Source organism: Eubacterium sp. BL-380-WT-2B (assembly GCF_009696115.1).
Classification (GTDB): Bacteria; Bacillota; Clostridia; order Eubacteriales; family Eubacteriaceae; genus Eubacterium; species Eubacterium callanderi.
Window position 1 is genome coordinate 598,969 of sequence record NZ_VUMP01000001.1, and the last position, 15,294, is coordinate 614,262.

Annotated in this window: 9 protein-coding genes; all 9 read left to right on the forward strand. The window is 51.6% G+C overall.

The genetic code is table 11. The features are described from left to right. The first annotated feature begins 5 nt into the window (after positions 1-5). The 9 genes from FYJ53_RS02830 to FYJ53_RS02870 all read left to right on the forward strand — a co-directional run bounded on the left by FYJ53_RS02830 (position 6) and on the right by FYJ53_RS02870 (position 15,277). A complete protein-coding gene (locus tag FYJ53_RS02830; RefSeq protein ID WP_154556943.1) occupies positions 6-2,156 on the forward strand; it encodes an FIVAR domain-containing protein in 2,151 nt (716 codons plus the stop codon). Positions 2,157-2,249: 93 nt separating this feature from the next. Further along, positions 2,250-6,263: an Ig-like domain-containing protein gene (locus FYJ53_RS02835; RefSeq protein WP_073383492.1), complete on the forward strand. Its 4,014-nt coding sequence runs from the start codon at positions 2,250-2,252 to the stop codon at positions 6,261-6,263. Next, positions 6,260-7,201, forward strand: coding sequence for an ECF transporter S component (locus FYJ53_RS02840; RefSeq protein ID WP_073383495.1), 942 nt, complete (start codon positions 6,260-6,262; stop codon positions 7,199-7,201). The genes FYJ53_RS02835 and FYJ53_RS02840 overlap by 4 nt, the downstream gene beginning before the upstream one ends. 32 nt (positions 7,202-7,233) lie before the next feature. Further along, on the forward strand, positions 7,234-8,328 hold the full coding sequence (locus FYJ53_RS02845; protein ID WP_073383497.1) for a DUF4430 domain-containing protein: 1,095 nt from the start codon (positions 7,234-7,236) through the stop codon (positions 8,326-8,328). A 344-nt stretch (positions 8,329-8,672) separates the two neighbouring features. Further along, the gene (locus FYJ53_RS02850) at positions 8,673-9,611 is read left to right on the forward strand and encodes an energy-coupling factor transporter transmembrane component T (RefSeq protein WP_073383500.1); all 939 of its coding nucleotides are present in this window, start codon (positions 8,673-8,675) and stop codon (positions 9,609-9,611) included. Then, positions 9,608-11,695 (forward strand): leucine-rich repeat domain-containing protein, encoded by a 2,088-nt coding sequence (locus tag FYJ53_RS02855; RefSeq protein WP_073383502.1) that lies wholly within the window; start codon positions 9,608-9,610, stop codon positions 11,693-11,695. The genes FYJ53_RS02850 and FYJ53_RS02855 overlap by 4 nt, the downstream gene beginning before the upstream one ends. Positions 11,696-11,729: 34 nt before the next feature. Next, positions 11,730-13,424: an ABC transporter ATP-binding protein gene (locus FYJ53_RS02860; protein ID WP_013382151.1), complete on the forward strand. Its 1,695-nt coding sequence runs from the start codon at positions 11,730-11,732 to the stop codon at positions 13,422-13,424. Then, complete coding sequence (locus tag FYJ53_RS02865) at positions 13,403-14,290, forward strand: ECF transporter S component (protein ID WP_013382150.1); 888 nt, start codon at positions 13,403-13,405, stop codon at positions 14,288-14,290. Before FYJ53_RS02860 ends, FYJ53_RS02865 begins: the two co-directional genes overlap by 22 nt. Before the next feature lie 105 nt (positions 14,291-14,395). After that, positions 14,396-15,277, forward strand: coding sequence for a leucine-rich repeat domain-containing protein (locus FYJ53_RS02870; protein ID WP_227929961.1), 882 nt, complete (start codon positions 14,396-14,398; stop codon positions 15,275-15,277). The last annotated feature ends 17 nt before the right edge of the window (positions 15,278-15,294 follow it).

Consider the following 15,294-nt stretch of genomic DNA (forward strand, 5'->3'; position numbering starts at 1 on the left):
GAATAATGAAAAAACGAAAATTCAGCAAACTAACAGCGATTTTCCTCAGTTTTTGTCTTGTTATGGCTTGTATCTCGCCGGTTTTTGCGGAAGAGAACACCCCCAAAAGAGTAGTTTCCTTAAATATGCAAGGCGGAAACAACGAACAAAAAATCGAGCAAGGGAAAGAGTTTACACTGACCTTGAATTGTGCAGAATCATTTGGTGTTATGAATGCCCAGGTGGTTTACGATAGCAGTAAGGTTGAGTGCGTATCATACGAAACGCCTATAAAGACCGGCAGTAATATGGTTAACGATAACAAAAATATTTCTGCTGTCATGGTTAATATAAGTCAATTGGGTTCTGACATTGTGGCACCTGATACCGTCATCATGACTATGGTATTTAAAGCAAAAGAAGATGTTACTGGGAAAGTGAACTTTGAAGCTAAAGTCACAGATATGTATTTACTAGATGGCAACCTTGACGGAACTGAAGTAATACCAACAGTTACGAACAATGTAGGAGAGATACTGATCACGGCTCCGCCAACAGACATCACCGAGCTGACCAGCAAAATCGCCGAAGCGGAAGCCGTTGACAGCAGCCTGTACACCGCGGCAAGCTATCAAAACCTGGAAGCAGCCATTGCGGCGGCAAAGGAAATAACCACAGAAAATACAAAAGACGAAGTTGCGGCGCAGGTTAAGGCGCTGGATGATGCCATAAAGCAGCTGGTTAAAGCGGTTGACAAAACGGCTTTAAAAGCAGTCGTCGATGAAGCCAAAACCTACGATGAAGCCCTGTACACACCGGACAGCTACGCGGCCCTGACCAAAGCGGTCGCCGACGCCCAGAGCGTGTTGGACGCGGATCTCGCGGATAACGCGGAAAACCAGAAAACCGTGGCGGACTCGGCTCAGGCGGTTAAGACCGCCATTGCGGCCCTGAGCGCCAAGGGTGACCAGGCGGCGCTGGCGGCCAGCATCCAGGCGGCAGAAGCAGCGCTTGCGCGCGAAGATGTCACCTATATGGACGAAACCAAGGCAAATGTGCAGACAGCCCTGAATGCGGCAAAAGCACTGGTCGGCCAGGAAAATGCCACAGATGCTGAGGTTTCCGCAGCGGTTAAAAACCTGAATGACGCGGTCGCCAAGCTGGTGATTGCAGCAGACGAAAACGCCTTTAACGCAGCGGTTGCGCAGGTGCGCGAAGCCTTCAAGGAAGAAGCTTACACCACCAGCAGCTGGAAAGCGGTAGCGGAAGCCCTCAAAAATGCGGATGCCATGGCAGGTCGGCTGGCAGAAGGCCAGGTGCCGGCAGCAGAAGCGGACAAGGTATTGACCGACTTGCAGAATGCGACAAAGGGTTTAATGGAAAAGGCAACAAAAACCGAAGACCTGACCAAAGCGGTTGAAACAGCTAAAAAATTAGATGAAAGTCATTACACCGCGGACAGCTTTGCCGTTGTAAAGGAAGCCTTAGCCGCAGCCGAAAAGGTTGCCGGAAACCTGAATGACAGCACACAGCAGCAGGTAGATACAGTGGCCACGAATTTGAATGCCGCCGTCTCTAAGCTGGTGACCATCGCCACGGATGAAAAGACTGGTGTAACAGTTAACGGTTTACCAGCAGGTGAAAAGATTATTGTAACGGACAAGATGGCAGATAAAGAAGCATTATCAGAAGCACAAAAAGCAATTGACAGCGCTTCTGAGTTCTCAGATGCTAAGAAAGCGGATATTTTATTCCTTGCAGACATTAAGCCTGAGGTGATTGAAAATGCAGATGGCACCTTTACATTGACAATTCCTCTCACTGAAAAACAGATGGGTTATGATTTGTATTATATTGGTCATAAGGATGAAGAAACCGGTATGTTTATTTGGACTGCTGTAACACCAAAGGATAATAAGCTTACCCTTCAGGTTAAGAGCTTTTCTGAATTTGCGGTGGTTGGTATGATGAAACCGGAAGAACAAAATCCGGGGACTAATCCAAGCGGTGATAATAAGGCTGACACTGTGAATAATGCGACAGGTACGAATGCTTCTGGAAACAACGCGAATACAGGCATTGTTCAGGACGGCAACAGTAGCGTGGCGGTAGCAGTTGGTTTCCTTATTTTGGCAATAGCGGGGCTAATTGCTTACAGGAAAAGATTTAATGCATAGCAAATAAATAAAGGGTGTAAGCCCCTGCTTCCTGGTAACAGGGAGCAGTAACGAATACCCTTACTATAAAGAATTGTTGTATGAGGAGAGAAAATGGAAAACATAAAAAGGAATATATTTAAAGCTTTTACAATTGGATGCATCGTATTAATACTGTCGTGTTTTGTAAATACGGCCACCGTAAAAGCGGACGCGCCGGTTGGAACAGTAACAGTAAGTGTTGAGCGTTTTACTCTGGGGCAAGGATATTTTATTGAGCCGGAGGAAGTTCCGATCTATGCGGGGGATACAGGGGCAGATTTATTGGACCGTGTTTTGGGCGGACCAGATGCTTACGAGACAAAAGAAAATTCCTCATATGGTTTTTACCTGGCAGTTATAAAAAATGCAGATGCTGGTGTCTTGGATATACCTATGTATATTCAGGAAATGAGTGGTTACCGGGTAACAAATGAGCAAAATGACGGCAATAAACATTACCCAGGGCTTGGAGAATTCTCTTATTCTGAAAAATCTGGTTGGATGTACATGGTAAATAATACATTTCCACAACAGGGAATGGGATATTATATTCCAAAGGATGGCGACGTTGTCCGATATCAATTTACGCTCTGGGGAACAGGGAAAGATGTGGGTGATAAATATGATGGCAGTGGAATATTTATTGCAAACAGAGATGCGTTAACGAAGTACATTGCAGAGTTTAACGGACGGGCAGATAAAGATGTGCTTTTATCTATCCAACACATTCAGGATGCTTATGATAATGCTATGAAGATTATCCAGGATTTAACATTGGATCAATCAAGCGTAGACAGTGCTCTTGCGTATTTAAAAACAGCTGTAGATGCACGGAATTTACAGGGAATTAGACTGAACCAGGAAAAAATGAATCTCCAATATGAAACGGAGGGAGAACTTCAGGTGATCTATGATCCTGAAGATTGCAGGGTAGAACAAGGGGTAGTATGGAGCAGTAGTGATGAAAGCATAGTATATGTTGATGGAGGAATTGTGTATGCTACTGGCGTCGGCACCGCCACCATCACCGCCACCCTCGGCGATTTCACCGCCAGCTGTGAGGTCACTGTAAGTGAAGAGAGCGCCGAAAAGCCGCTGCAGAGCATCAGCCTGAATCAATCTGAAGTAAGCCTGGGCAAGGGTAAGACCACTGCGCTCAAGGTCAGCTATAGCCCGGCAGATACGACGGATGACAAAACCGTTACCTGGCGTTCGGACAACGAACAGGTGGCGGCAGTGGACGGAAATGGCCGTATTACAGCGGTGGCCAAGGGTAAGGCTGTGATCACGGCGCAGGTGGGCAGCTTTACCGCGGACTGCCGGGTTACTGTCACAGAGGACGACCCGGTCGATCCGCCGGACATTACCGATGAGGACATTGCCGCGGCCAAGGAAGTGGTTCGGCTGGCGGCGATTCTGAACACCAATGCCAGCCCGTCTCTGGATGAGGTTAAAGTGGTTGAGAATGCCTATAATAACCTGACAAGCGCGCAGCAGTCGCTTTTAACACCAGAACAGGATGCCAATATACAGGTCGCCATTAACAGCGGCTACAGCAAGGTGCTGTCTCGGGTGGTGGCGATATGCGAGCCTGCGGCAGATGCGGTTCAGGCCGTCATCGACAGCGGTGGAAAACCCGACGACCAAAGTCTTTTTGATCTGGTTCAAGCCGAAAAAGCGCTGAATGCCATAGGCGATTACGATGGCTTCTTGACCAAGGATCAGGAAATCTATGATCAGGTTGAAAAGAAAATGAAAAAGGTGACGGGTGCCTTAACGGTGACCAACGCATCGGATAACGGCGTTACCGTTAAAGGGCGTTCCCTGACCCTGCCCTGGACCGTGCAGGTGGTGGCGCAGGCGGTTGAGGTCACAGCAGAGCAGCGGGCTGCCCTCGAGGCGGACGCCCGGTATCTGGAGCCGGCCGTTGAGAGCCAGTATGAAATCAGGCTGAGGGACTTTGCCGCTGCCGAAAGCGCGGACGCCATACCGGAATATGATACCCAGGGCAAGAGCTTTAAAATCACGATGCCCTCCGGCGGTTACACGGCGCCGGGGCTTGGCGAGCACGGCCAGCTGACCCTCCTGCATAACGGCGAGCGCATCGGTTTTGTAGATGAAAAGGGGAATGCTCTGGTCACCTACGATGCTCAGAATAAGCGCTTCAGCTTTTCGACAGACGCTTTTTCGACCTTTACAGTGGTATCCGACAGCCGCATTGCCATTGAAAGCTTTATACTGAGTGATACAGAAAAAACGCTTTTACTGGATATTGCAAATCCCAGCTTTGAACTGAGCGTGTTGAGCTTTAAGCCCTATGATACAACGGATAAAAACAGACTGACCTATACCTCCTCAGACCCGTCCGTGGCCAGTGTGGACGATAAGGGCATTGTCACCGGGCATGTTAAGGGGACAGCAGTGATTACCGCTGAGGTGTGCGGCATTAAAAACCAGTGTACGGTGACGGTAAAGATGAACCGCTATGTGGATTTTGAGAGCTACTGGCCAACCTTCAGGAAGAACAACAGCAACATGGCCATTGTGGACGCCAGCCTGCCAAACGCGGGAAACAACCTGACCGAAAAGTGGATAAACAGCGACATCAACACAGGGGGCAAGCAGATGACTGCCGGCACCCCGCTGGTGGTGGACAACTATATTTTTGTCGCTACCCAGAACAACAAGCTCTACAAGCTGGATAAAAACACCGGCGCTATTGTCAAAGAGGCAAAGCTCGCGAAAAAAGTCGAGTTTTTCTCCTATGCCACCTACGGCGACGGCATGATCTTCGTGCCAGAGGAAGAGGGTACCATTGAGGCCTTTAACGCCGATACCCTGGATTCGCTCTGGCGCACCGAAAGCTTTGGCGGGCAGAGCAACTGCCAGGTTACCTATGCCGATGGTTTTATCTACTCAGGTACCTGGAGCGGCTCGACGAACAAGGGAACCTTTTTCTGTATAGACACCACGAGTAACGGCGAGATTTACCAGACTAATGGTATCCGGCGTGCGCGGTGGGTTTCGGACGATGACGGCGGCTATTACTGGAGCGGCGCCACGGTGGTTGGCGACGCGGTAATCTTCGGCGGGGACTCAGGCGTGGTGCAGTCCCGTAACAAATCGACGGGGGCGCTCATTGACCGGTACGCCACTGGCGGCGTTATCCGTTCGTGTATCGCCTATGACGCCGGAACCAGCGCCCTTTATTTTACAGCGGGCGGCGGCGCCACCGCCAATGGGATCACTGGCGGCGGGAAGGTCTTTAAGCTCGGTGTTACCAGTGACGGGCACTACACAGGAGCTAAAGTTGCCGAACTTCCGGCAGCGTCAACCACATCGCCGGTGGTTTACAATGGCCGTGTGTATGTCACCACTCAGAAGGCGAATGGCTCGGGCCATGAGGAGGATTATAACAAGGCCACGGTCATTGACCAGGGCAATACGGAAAATGGAAAGCTGGCGGTTCTGGACGCGGGTTCTCTCAGCATGATCTATCAGACAGATATCGGCGGCCCGTCCAAGGCCTCACCACTGCTTACAACAGCTTATACGGCTGACGGCCAGCAGACAGTTTACCTCTATATCACGGTAAACAACCACGACGGCGCCATTGTCCGGGTAAAGGACTGGGCAGGTAATACCACGCCGCAGGCCGAGGTGATCTACCGCGCCCCGGGTGATGAGCAGGAATATACCACCACCAGTCTCAACTGTGACGCGGACGGAACCATCTATTACCGGAATGACCGGGGGCACCTCATGGCCCTGACCGGCACCTCGGAGCCTGTCAGAGAGGCGGCGCCTGTTGAAGGGCGTTTGGGAATGCAGAAAGGCAGTAAAGCAGGCAGCGACGGTATGACCGCCAGAGCCTCTGGAAAGACGGCCAGTAAGGCTGAGGATGAATTTAAGCCCTGGGATTTTGACGGGGCCATGCTGCCATACAGCAGAAGTGTGTCCAAAACGCCGTCGGGTAAGGAGCAGCTGAAAAAGGCCGCGGTTGTCCTGGGATGTACGGCGGCTGCCATGGCGGCACTGTATATTACCGGATGCGCGCTCTGGCCGAAGCTGGTTAAGAAGCCATGATGGATAAAGCAGCTGCGGATATCCGCACACAAACGGCAAAAAGAAAACGGACCCTTGTCTCAGCGATGATCATCTTTCTGCTGATCCCCCTGACCATCTGGTTTGGCATCCGGTTTCTGGATGACCGGAGATACCTGTTTATCAGTCTGCTGATTATTCTCTACACAGCCATTCCCTTTGTCATGCGGTTTGAGGGGCGCCGGCCCGACGCGCGGGAGATTGTTGTGATTGCTGTGATGGCTGCTATTGCGGCCTGCGGGAATCTGGCGTTTTTCATGCTGGGACCATTTCAGGCGGGAACAGCGCTGGTGATCATTGCAGGAATATGCCTGGGGCCTGAGGAAGGCTTTTTGACAGGAGCTATGGCAAGGCTGGTCATCAATATGTTTGCCAGTCAGGGACCTTGGACGCCCTGGCAGATGTTTTGCTGGGGGCTTCTGGGCTTTCTCGGCGGGCTCTGCTTTAACAGGGATCAGGAGTTCTCAAAAAAGGAAGTCGATTTTAAGGTGGTCATGGGGCCGCTCATCTGTATCGTGGTATCGCTGGCGCTGGGCTTTGGCATCTGGATTGTCTCAGACGCCCAGGGGCCCTTTGTGGGCTGGTGGCTTTACGGCTTTGGGGCCATTGGCCTGCTGGCCGGGGTGCTGCTCCAGCGCCGCCGCCTGCCCGTGGACCGGCTGACGCTGGCGGTCTTTGGCTTTCTGGCCACCTTTATCATCTACGGCGGTATCATGAACATCGCCGCGCTGGTCATGTCATCCAGTGTTTCCGGCTCTGGCGTGGGCCTTGACTGGGGCTCCATGAAGCTGCTCTATATTTCCGGCGCGCCCTACGACGCGGTACATGGTCTGGGCACCGCCTTCTTTGGAGCGCTGCTTGGGCCGGTGATGATTGAGAAGCTGGAGCGGGTAAAGATTAAATTCGGCCTGTATCATTAAAGGCCGAAAACAATAAAAGAAAGGGAGAAAAAATGAAAAGAGGTATTCAGAAAAAGGGTGTTTTATTATTGGCAATGCTTTTGCTGGCCGTGCTCACGCTGGCAGGGTGCAAGGACCCCATCAGCGGGCTGACAGAGGGCGGCTCTGATGAAGAGGTAGTTCAGCTGGCAGATACAAACCCGCTGCCGGAAAATGGCGTTGTGACAGCCGCGCAGTTCCGCTCCATCCAGGGGCAGGACAAGGTGGTGACCTTTGATGGCAGCACCATGAGCGGAATCCAGTACAGCTGGAGCTTTAACGGCAAGGATATTCACAATCCGGAGGATCAGAACCTCAAGGTCGATTTTACGACAGAGGGGAATACACTCAACAATGTCAAGGCAGCGGCCGGCGATGCCGCCTATGGCCTCGGCATCACCCTGACGGGCAACAAGGGGCTCATCACCGTGCCGCAGCTCACCATTACGCTGCCGGAAAAATGGGATGCAGATTCGGCTGTTTTCTGCAAGCTGAACAACGGGCAGCCGGCAAAAATGAGTAATGTGACCTTTGACAACAGCGCAGAAACCACAAAGATGACAGTGAACATCGTGGAAACTGGCGGGGATTATTATATCGTAGCCGGGAAAACCATCGCGCCGGTTCCCACAACGACGGCTGGAAATCCTGACGGAACAACACCGGGTGACAGCGGAAATACTGGTTCTGGAAGCTCAAGCGGCAGCAGCTGTACCATTTCCATCAGCTGTTCGACCATTCTTAACAACATGGGCAATCTAAAAAGCGGTAAAGAAAGCTTTGTGCCTTCAGATGGTTGGATTTTAAAACCAACGACGGTTCAGTTTAATGAGGGAGAAAGTGTCCATGATGTGCTGCAGCGGGTATGCCGTGACAAGGGGATTCATATGGAATCCAGCTTTACGCCGGCTTATAATTCGGCCTACGTGGAAGGTATCAATCAGCTCTATGAGTTTGACTGCGGCGAGCTCTCTGGCTGGATGTATAACGTCAACGGCTGGTTCCCGAACTATGGGTGCAGCCAGTATACCGTCGAAAACGGCGATGTGATCAATTGGGTTTATACCTGTGATCTTGGCCGTGACGTTGGCGATAACAGCATGTGGTAAAACCATAAAACAGGTGACGGAGGGGACAGTCTGCCCCTCTGTCGCCAGCTTTTAGCTGAGCGCTTTTTTAAGGGCTTCTTTGCAAACTTTTAAAAAGGCGCTTAGAGGAGCTTTCGCATACAACGGCTCTTTTAAGTGTCTTGTCATCCCTATCTTTTCTATGTTGGGTGAAGCGGTGAAATCGTACGGGCAGCATTCGGGCGCGCGCCTGCACCGCTTCATTCAGAAACCATCGTTCTTAATTATTACACAAATAAGAACAAAGGATGTGATGGCACGCGGCGGAAGCTGGCCACCTCTGCTTCCGCCAAGGATTATCTTATAACAATCGAGGGGAGATCGATATGGAAGATTCTTTTTCCGGTTATCATCCGGTCATTAATTTCGGTTATTTTGTCGCGGTGCTTCTTTTTAGCATGTTTATCCTTCACCCAGTGTTTTTACTGATATCGCTCTTTGCGGCCTTTGTCTATTCAGGCATCCTGAAGGGATGGCTTAAAGCGCTGAAGTCCGCCTTGCTCTGCCTGCCGGTGATCATCATCGTGATGCTGATCAACCCCCTGTTTAACCACTATGGCGTTACGATTCTTTTCTATCTTAACAACGGCAACCCCATCACGATGGAATCCATTGTCTACGGGATATTCATGGGCATAACGCTGATTACGGTTTTCATCTGGTTTTCCTGCTACAGCAAGGTGATGACCTCGGATAAGTTTATCTTTTTATTCGGGCGCATCATTCCCGCCCTGTCCCTGATCCTTTCGATGGTACTGCGCTTTGTGCCGAAGTTTATCGCGGAGATCAAGGTGATCAGCAATGGACAGAAATGTATCGGGCGGGATCTGAGCAATGGGAGTATCTTTGAGCGGGCCCGGCACGGGGTGACTATTTTGTCAATCATGATTACTTGGGCGCTGGAAAACGCCATCGAGACAGCAGACAGCATGAAGGCGCGGGGATATGGGCTTAAGGGCAGAACTGCTTTCTCCATTTACCGCTTTGACCGCCGCGACGCAGTGGCTTCTGTCGTTATGCTGGCCGTCCTGGCCTGTGTGATTGCCGGGGTGTATCACGGCTTTGCCTTTGCGCAGTATAACCCGCAGATTAAGATGTCCGGGCTTCAGCCATTGTCACTGGGCAGCTTTTTTACCTATCTGTTTTATTTTATCTTTTGTATGATGCCGGTCATTATCGACGGTGTGGCTGAGTTCAAGTGGTGGTGGCTTAAGAGACGCATTCCTGAAGCAGAGGCGCGGCACGAAGGAGTTGAGGTTATTTGATCCGGCAGACAGTGGAGATTGGCTTTGGGCGGAGCTCGCCCCGGGCTGTTTTGCAGAGAAGCTATGTGCTCAACAACCATTTGAGTGGTGAGGTCGTTATTCCAAAAGGCTTTACGGATATTGAGGTATCGGCCTTTAAAGACATGAAAAATATTACAAGGATTGTCCTGCCCAAAACGCTTTTACATATTGATGAGCGGGCCTTCTGGGGTTGTGAGAGACTTGAGGAGATTATGCTGCCCGATGGGGTGGAGTCCATTGGAGATGAAGCCTTTTACGGCTGTAAGTCGTTGGAATATGTACGGCTTCCCTCTGGACTCAGGATTATTTCAAAGGAGCTGTTTAAAAATTGCCTTAAGCTCAGAACTGTGACAGGTCTCAGATCTGTACGGTGCGTTGAGGATGGCGCGTTCTGGAACTGCCGGTCTCTGGCAGCCATTGAATTTGGCGGGAAAATTGAAGCTATCGGGGTCTACGCCTTTTACCGCTGCGAGAGATTGGAAAAGCTGAGTTTTAAAGGCACGGTGAAGTGCCTGAAGAGCCACTGCTTTGACGGCGCCGGGCTTAGAGAGCTGTTTCTGCCGGAGGGGCTCGAGCAGATCCGGGACGGAGCCTTTCTGCACTGCGGCAGGCTGCGCCGTCTGGTTTTGCCAAAATCCCTTTTGGCCATCGGCAGCTATGCCTTTGCGGGCTGCGCGCATTTAACAAAAATAATATTTCAAGGCGGGGTCCCTGCATTCGGACCGGCCGCTTTCCCTTCAAACGCACGGGTTGTTTGTCGTTGGAATCAGGATTCCCGGCTTCTGATGGAAGCCCGGGGATTTAAATTATGCCGAAAACAGGACGGCTTCGCGCTCTATCTGTACCATTGCCCTGAAACAGCAGTACTCGAATTCGAGACTTACCCCAAGGATACATTTCTCCTGGTCTTTGGCATCCGGGAGATACCGCCAAGAGGCTATTGCGGCCGTGAAAAAATCAGAAAAGTACTCATCGGCGAGGGCGTGGAGTGCATTGGGCAAAAAGCCTTTGCAGATTGTAAGAGCCTGGGGGAGGTTACTTTTCCCAAAAGTCTGAAAACCGTGAGTGAGGGCGCTTTTAAGGGATGCCCTGTGGAAGAATTGATTATTCCGGAAAATGTGGCGTGTATTGAGCGTTTCAGCTTCCGGGACACAAAGCGCCTGAGACGTGTCGATTTTCTTGGAAAGGCTGAGCTGGACAATCAGGTTTTTGCAGGCAGTGCCGTCAAGGCGCTTTATCTGCACCGCGGCATGGCGCTCAGACCCTTTCTTATGCAGGCGGTCACGCTGCTTTGCCAGCCAGAGGAGGAGGGAATGATCGCTTTTTTCAAAAGCATGGGCTACGCGGTATCCGATGCCGGAGCCTGGAAAGCCTTAAGGCTCACGCACTACCGTCAGGTGGTTAGCGTTCCCCCGCCCGGCGCGCTGGTGGAGCCGTCGGTGCGGCATATCGGAAAGCAGGTTGAAAGCTTTCAGTATGCCGGCCAGAGCCGGCTTCGCAAAATCGTGATCGCAGAGGGAACAGAGACAATCGGGGCGGGCGCGTTCTTTAACTGTGACGCGCTGGAGGAGGTGGTGCTTCCGGACAGCCTGAGGCATCTGGAGCACAGCTGCTTTGCGAACTGCCGGAGCCTGGAAAGAATCCGGCTGCCAGAGGGGCTCACTGTTCTGCCGGCCCGGGCTTTCCGGGACTGCAGGCGCTTAAAGGCAGTGGACCTGCCGAAAACTATCAGACTCATTGACCAGGGGTGCTTTCAAAATTGTGAACGGTTGGAGCAGGTCAACTGGCCCGGCGGGCTTTTGAGGATCAACGAATATGCCTTTTACGGCTGCCAGGCGCTGGCTTCGTTCTGTCTGCCGCAATGTGTGTCAATTATTGAAAAAAATGCTTTTACAAACTGTAAGAAGATTAAGTATGTAAAGGCTGGTGCCGGCGTCACGTATTTTTCGCCTCAGAGCTTTGCGTCGCGGACGGTTCTGGAGTGCCCGGAAAATTCCGTCACTCTGAAAATGGCCCGTGAAGCGGGGCTAAAGACCAAGGTATCAGCACTGTACAAAAAATAAAGGAGGCTTGAGCAGCAGAGCTGCTTAAAAAGATATGGCAGAAGTAGAAATAAGGGATTTGATGTTCACCTATCCGGAGATGGAGAATCCGGCGCTTTGCAGCATCAATTTGGAGATAAATGACGGGGATTTTGTCGTTTTGTGCGGCAAGAGCGGCTGTGGCAAAAGTACGCTGCTGCGGCATTTTAAAACAGTGCTCACGCCCCACGGAACACGGACAGGGGAGATTCTTTTTAAAGGGCGCGCGCTTTCTGAGGTGGATATCCGGACACAGAGCTCGGAAATTGGTTTTGTGCTGCAAAATCCAGACAATCAGATTGTGACGGATAAGGTGTGGCATGAGCTGGCCTTTGGGCTTGAGAGCCTGGGCTATGACACGCCGACTATTCGCTTGAGAGTGGCGGAAATGGCCTCTTATTTTGGGATTCAGGCATGGTTCCGGCGGAATGTGAACGAGCTGTCCGGCGGGCAGAAGCAGCTGTTAAACCTGGCGGCCATCATGGCCATGCACCCGTCGCTGCTGATTCTGGACGAGCCTACCTCGCAGCTTGACCCCATTGCGGCTTCTGATTTTTTGGAAACTGTCAAAAAGATTAACCGTGACCTGGGCACTACTATTATCATGACAGAGCACCGGCTTGAGGATATTTTTCCAGCCGCGGATAAGGTCATTGTCATGGACCAGGGTTCGGTTATCGCTCAGGGGCTTCCGCGGGAAATCGGAAAAGAACTGCGGGGTATGGGGCATGATATGTTTTTGTCCATGCCTGCGCCCATGCAGATTTATGCTGGAATCGATAATGAAATGCCCTGCCCGCTGACTGTGCGGGAGGGAAGGCAGTGGCTGTCGGAGCTGTTTGAGGGAAAGCCTGTCGAGAAAAAGAGTATTCCCATTGAGGCAGACCATTTTAAAGAAGCGGAGACCGTTGTCGAGCTGAGAGATGTCTGGTTCCGGTATGATAAAAATCTTCCCGATGTGGTACGCGACCTGTCACTGGAGATCAAGCGGGGCCAGCTGTATGCCCTGGTAGGCGGCAACGGCACCGGCAAAACCACCACCCTGTCCTTGATCTCAGGTATTAACCGGCCATACCGGGGAAAGGTAAAGCTTGAAGGGAGGGAAGTTCGAAAATATTCGGATAAGGAGCTGTTTCATGGCTTTCTGGGCGTTCTGCCCCAGAATCCCCAGAGCCTTTTTGTCAAAAAGACAGTGGAGCTGGACCTGTTTGAGGCCATTGGCGGTACCAATGAGCGCAGGCGCTCCGAATTTGACAGCGACATGGACAAACGCACAGCGGTTGAGGGAATGGCGGAACTGATGCACATCGGACATCTTATGCAGCAGCATCCTTATGATCTCTCTGGCGGTGAGCAGCAAAGACTGGCCCTTGCGAAAATTATGCTGTTAAAACCGCGTATTCTTTTGATGGATGAGCCGACAAAGGGGCTGGACAACCACTTTAAGCGGGAGCTGGCCGAAATTCTCAAGCGCCTCCAGGAGCATGGGGTGACCATCGTGATGGTTTCCCACGATGTGGAATTCTGCGCCCAATACGCCGACACCTGCGGCCTGTTCTTTGAGGGCAGTATTGTGACCGCCAACACCCCGAGAGCCTTTTTTTCGGGAAACAGCTTTTATACGACCTCGGCCAACCGCTTGTCCCGGCATTTGTTTGACAATGCCATTACCGTGAAGGATGTGATCACATGCTGCCAAATGAATCTTTAGACCGGTTTCTGGATGATTTTCTGGAGGGCGGCAAGCCAAAAGAAAAGTATGAGGTAAAAAAAAGAGAGGATGCGGCCCCAGTCCGGAGTGACCGCGAGCTCTGGGTGCCGCCAGCCGATGGCAGCCTGGTGGAAAAGCCAGAGAGCAGGAAGCTGTCAAAACGGACATGGGCGGCGCTGCTGATGATCTTTGTGCTCATTCCCCTCACGATTTTTATCGGTATCCGCATCGGGGACCGCAAGTATTTCTTTATCAGTATGATGATCATGGTTTATTCCATGGTGCCCTTTGTGATGGTATTTGAGGGCCGGAGGCCCCAGGCCCGGGAGCTGGTCATATTGGCACTTTTAGCGGCCATTGCGGTGGCGGGGCGCGCGGCGTTTTTTATGCTGCCGCAGTTTAAGCCTGTCATCGCCGTCGTTATTGTGGCAGGGGTATGTTTTGGCGCCGAATCCGGATTTTTGGTGGGGGCAGTGTCCATGTTTGCCTCCAATTTTTTTCTGACACAGGGCCCCTGGACCCCCTGGCAGATGTTTGCCACGGGCATCATCGGGTTTCTGGCAGGGCTTTTGTTTAAAAAAGGAAGATTAACGATGAAAAAGGGGCCCCTCTGCCTCTTTGGGTTTATGTCCACTTTCTTTATCTACGGCTTTTTAATGGATACGGCCAGTGTGCTTATGTACCAGAGTGAGGTGACCTGGTGGTCGGCGCTGCCCTTATATTTTTCAGGTGCGCCCTTTAATCTGATTTACGCCTGCTCAACGGTCATTTTCCTGTTTTTTGGAGCCAGGCCATTGATTGAAAAGCTGGAACGGATCAAGGTAAAATACGGCCTGATCGAGAACGGATCAGCCGGTAAATCTTAAAAAAATATCCCCATGCCTGTGTCAGGCGCTTTCATGGCCGCTGTACGGTGTTGGAGACAGCGCAGCGGCATAAAAAATATACATTACACAGAGGAAGGAAATGAAATGGCAGAAAACATCAAAAGCACAAACCAAAGGGAGCGCAGTGCCCGACAGCGGCCCCCTGAGCCGAACAGCCAAAACCGGGGCGTCTACACAACGGCCATTGCCAGGCAGAATAAGGTCAGGCATCTGGTCATTGGCGGTGAGTACCGCACCATCGGGTCAAAGGCCTGCATGAATATCACAAAAATCCACCGGCTGGAGCTTGCGCCCTCGGTGATGTCCATCGGAGAAAACGCATTCCGGGGCTGTACACAGCTGGTGGCGGTCAAGATGCCGGGCAGTGTGCGGGAAATCGGCGAGGCAGCCTTTATGGAGTGCCGCAAGCTGCGTGAGATCAATCTTCCCAAAAAGCTGCGGGTAATCCGGCCAAGAACCTTTAAGCTGTGCCGGGCCCTCAAGACCATTGAGCTGCCAGAAGCCCTTGAGGAAATTGGCGAGAACGCTTTTATCGACTGCGACAGCCTCCAGACGGTGGTCATTCCCAGGCAGATCGAGATGATCGCCTTCCGCACCTTTTATGGCTGCAAGCAGCTGCAGCAGGTCACCCTGCCGCCAGAGCTGAAAATCATCGGCCGGGAAGCCTTTGTCGGCTGTTGCTTTCAATCCCTGGCCCTGCCAGAGGGGCTGGTGACCATCGGGGACAGCGCGTTTTTAAAGTGCAAGTTTCTCGAGAGCATCCATATTCCCGAAAGCGTCAGGCGCATTGAGAAGTGGGCCTTTCACGGCTGCCCGCGGCTGAAAAAGGTGGTGCTGCTCCATGATCCCGAGGTCATGGGCGACTGGCTTTTTAACAGAGGCAACACGGTGGTACACTGCAAAAGAAACTCAAAGGTTGACGACTACTGCAAAGAATTTCAATATAAAACCGAGTATGTAGACTGACCGGTAAAAAGAATCAC